Below are 3,498 nucleotides of genomic sequence, written 5' to 3'. Positions count from 1 at the left end.
CTACGAGCAATATGTGCCTTCTGAGCCGTTACTTCCTGAGTCAGGCCCTTGCTTTTTCTAAGTTCAACTAACCAGTCACGCATAGTAATTCACCTCAAATGAAATATAAAAAACTCTTTAGAAATCAGAGTATCTGTTTCTTAACGATGTTCATTATAACATCAATCGTCTGGCTTGTATATGTGTTTTCTGCCAGATTTTACAGGAATTTTGCTTGTTCTTGCTGTCATGATGTTACAAATTTGAGTAGAATTTACACGGACCGATTGCATGTTAAATTTCTGTTTACGAACGGAATCACTTAACCAGCTTAGAAATCGTTTTGAATACCGGGCCGGAGGCATTCTTTAACAATTCAAACAAAACCGCCTCGGCTGTGGTCAGCAGAACGCCTTCTTGCTGCGCACGGATCAAACCGATTTCCATATCATGCGCCGTCCGAGATCCGACACAGTCCTCGACCAGCACAACCTTCTTGCCCATTTCGATCAGATCCATAGCTGTTTGCAGCACACAGATGTGCAGCTCGGCACCGCACAGCAGAACGGTATCACACGCAGTAGCTTCCACAGCCGTGCGCAGTCCCGCATCATCCATGCAGCTAAATGTCGTCTTTGGCAGATACGGCACCGTGCCCATGACTTCCTTGATTTCCGGCACCGTCGAGCCAAGGCCCTTCGGGTACTGCTCCGATGCGATCATCGGAATATCCAGTGCCTTCAGACCCTTGAGCAGCAGGCAGGTGCGCGGGATAAAGGCATCCTTGTTGTGCATCGCCGGCATCAGCTTTTCCTGATAATCTACGGCGAGAACCATTGTCGTTTCCTTTTTCAGTCTCATAGTCGTTCTCCTATTCCAGTAGGGTGTACAATCTCCTTTTATTATACCGTACTCGCATAGAAACAACAAGAAAAAATCCGGTTTCTAGAGAACCGGATGTCATCTTCTTATTCCGTTTTGTCCTCTGCTGCTTCCAGCTGTTCTGCCGGAATATCTTTTTCCGCATAGTATTTTCCGTCAATCCACCAGCCGATAACAAAACCGGCAATGGCGCCGACCAATTCCAAAATCCGATTGTCCCAATGCAGCGCGCCGGTCAAAAACATACCGATGGCAAAGCCCAAAACAACACCCAAATATTCTGACCGCGGAATGGTATTGAATGCCTTGCTCTGCGTGCTGTGATACCCTTTTTTCATGATTCTGTCCTCCTATTTAGAAAATACCCAAAAACTTCTTTCTTGGTTTCGGCATTTCCTCTCGCGTCAAGCATTCCATCACGGCTTTTCCCATGCCGTTATAATAGTAGCTGTCAGACTCTTCTTCCCGCACGCAGACGCGCAGGCTGCTCCATCCGCCCTGACTGCCGGAATAATTGCGCTCATCGCGCAGACGACGAATTTTTTTCTTTACCGCCGCGTCAACGCGATGGGTCTCAACGACAAAACTGACCAATGTAAACACATGCGCTGGGTCATCCGCCGGAACCGTGCTGTCCTGCACCTTTTTAAATATCCCGCACAAGGTGTCCCAAGATTCCTGTGTCAATGTCTCACAGCGCAGAAAATAGCAGGTCTCTCCGCACATACCATCTTGCGATAAATCGCTCTTGATGCCAAGGAAATGCCGTCCATCTCGTTTGATATATCCCGCTATCATCGGAAATGTGATGCCGCAGCAAGTGACTTCTCGCTGAATCACATAAGGTTCTCCGTATTGCTGTGCTGCCCGAGCAAGAAACTGCTGAGACAGCTGCTCAAATGTCTGTTCCATTGGTCTCGTCTCCTCTCCTGCCTTATGGTATCAGTGTAACACGAAACCACTCAGACAGCAAGCGTATTAGAACTGCAATCTGCGAAATTCCGATGGGGTAATGCCGTTTGCTCCGCGAAATGCGCGCGTAAAATGCGATGCACTGTTAAAGCCGCATACCTCTGCAATTTGCTCAATAGAGCTTTGTGAGCCGATCAGCATCTGTTTTGACTGCTTGAGTCGATACGACAGCAAATACTCATGCGGCGTACAATTCAAATATTTTTTGAAGCAGCGAATCAAGTGCGGCTTACTGATGCTGCACAAATCCGCCAAATCATCCAAGCTGATGGGGTGGGCATATTCTACGCGAATATAGTCCAAAGCCGGAAGCAGCAAGTCATTCATGGCGCTGACCTGCTGTTTGCTGTCCGCCATGCGGCATAAAATCTGATTGACATACAGCGAAATTCGGTGTTCATTGCCGACATTGGACTGTGCTTCGGAGATAATGCGCAAAAAGACCTGTTTGAGTCGCAAAAAGTCCTCTCCCAAATACACCATGCCGCTTCGATCAATCAAATATTTGACATACGGTGCACAGCTGTTGCCATTAAAATGGAACCACAGAAATTCGGTGTCTCCATTGCAATAATACCGATGCTTCTGATAGCAATCAATCAGCACAATCTGATTGCTGCCCGCCGTCACACTCTTGCCATTGACTTCAATCGTCATGGTTCCGCTGCAAATATACATGAGCAGATACAGTTCCAGATATTCTCTCTGAATATCATATCCCTTTTCACAATAAAAGTGTCCAAACTGTGGGCAATAGTACAGCGCCGACCGAGCAAATTCTGACGGCGTGGAAAAGTCCATAAACGAAGCATCTAATACGCCTTTGTCAACGATTTTCATGTATTTTCCTTCTTTCTTCTCGATCTGAAAAGCGCCTTCGCCCGAGAGAGCGAAGGCGCTATATCCAGAAGAGAAACTATGTATTTTTTACTTAGCCTTAGCTGCAGCTTCCTTGCGGCGAGCTTTAACAGCCATGGACTCACGGGTGACATCGAGCAGAACGGCGCCGATAATAACGAGACCGAGTACCATGTTCTGTACTGCGGAGTCGATAGACAGCAGGGTGAAGCCGTTGCGCAGGGTTGCAATAATCAGAGCGCCAATCATGGTGCCGATCATTGTACCCTTGCCGCCCATGAAGGATGCACCGCCGATAACACACGCTGCGATTGCATCGGTGTCATACGGCTGGATTGCGTTAGCACCGTTGCAGATGCCGGAACGGCCGATGGATACGATACCTGCCAGAGCTGCCATAAAGCCGGACAGCGCATAGCAGAATGTCAGAACGTTCGGTGCATTGATACCGGACAGACGAGTCGCTTCCATGTTGCCGCCTGCACAGTAGATAGAGCGACCCAGAGAAGTGCGGGTCAGCAGGATATGCATGATGATGTAGATGATAACGACAACGATGAAACTGATCGGGAAGCCGCCGATGGTGGAAGAACCCAGTGCCATGACGCCGTCCGGGAAGCCGGATACCATCTGAGAAGAAACGACCAGAAGCGATGCGCCCCACAGGAAGTTTTTCATACCCAACGTAGATACGAACGGATGCGGCAGGTGCAGACGAGTCAGCAGCAAGCCGTTAATCAAGCCGATCAATGTACCAGCCACAATAGCGACAACGATGAGTACAAACGAGTTGGTCATGCCGCCCTT

The 3,498-nt window shown here is 48.5% G+C and carries 5 protein-coding genes; all 5 read right to left on the bottom strand.

The window, feature by feature from the left end; all coding sequences use genetic code 11:
• Nucleotides 1-297: 297 nt before the first annotated feature.
• Nucleotides 298-840 carry a hydrolase gene (locus ACR0P9_RS09400; RefSeq protein ID WP_432619513.1) on the bottom strand — a complete coding sequence of 181 codons (543 nt, stop codon included), beginning with the start codon at nt 838-840 and terminating at the stop codon, nt 298-300.
• 107 nt (nt 841-947) lie between these two features.
• The gene (locus tag ACR0P9_RS09395; protein ID WP_432619511.1) at nt 948-1,199 is read right to left on the bottom strand and encodes a hypothetical protein; all 252 of its coding nucleotides are present in this window, start codon (nt 1,197-1,199) and stop codon (nt 948-950) included.
• Between the two features lie 16 nt (nt 1,200-1,215).
• Entirely contained in the window at nt 1,216-1,773 is a 558-nt protein-coding gene (locus ACR0P9_RS09390; protein ID WP_432619509.1) for a hypothetical protein, read from the bottom strand.
• 66 nt (nt 1,774-1,839) lie between these two features.
• Complete coding sequence (locus ACR0P9_RS09385) at nt 1,840-2,673, bottom strand: helix-turn-helix domain-containing protein (protein WP_432619507.1); 834 nt, start codon at nt 2,671-2,673, stop codon at nt 1,840-1,842.
• 87 nt (nt 2,674-2,760) lie between these two features.
• The coding region (locus ACR0P9_RS09380; protein ID WP_432619503.1) for an ABC transporter permease at nt 2,761-3,498 on the bottom strand (738 nt) is incomplete at its 5' end.

The organism is Butyricicoccus sp. (genome assembly GCF_050872565.1).
Classification (GTDB): Bacteria; Bacillota; Clostridia; order Oscillospirales; family Butyricicoccaceae; genus Butyricicoccus_A.
Note: the sequence above shows the minus strand (reverse complement) of the source record. Positions and strands in the feature narration are given on the sequence as shown.

Coding starts and splice junctions, on each gene's coding strand:
- ACR0P9_RS09400 (WP_432619513.1), bottom strand. CDS start 840: ATGAGACTGAAAAAGGAAACGACAATGGTTCTCGCCGTAGATTATCAG.
- ACR0P9_RS09395 (WP_432619511.1), bottom strand. CDS start 1,199: ATGAAAAAAGGGTATCACAGCACGCAGAGCAAGGCATTCAATACCATT.
- ACR0P9_RS09390 (WP_432619509.1), bottom strand. CDS start 1,773: ATGGAACAGACATTTGAGCAGCTGTCTCAGCAGTTTCTTGCTCGGGCA.
- ACR0P9_RS09385 (WP_432619507.1), bottom strand. CDS start 2,673: ATGAAAATCGTTGACAAAGGCGTATTAGATGCTTCGTTTATGGACTTT.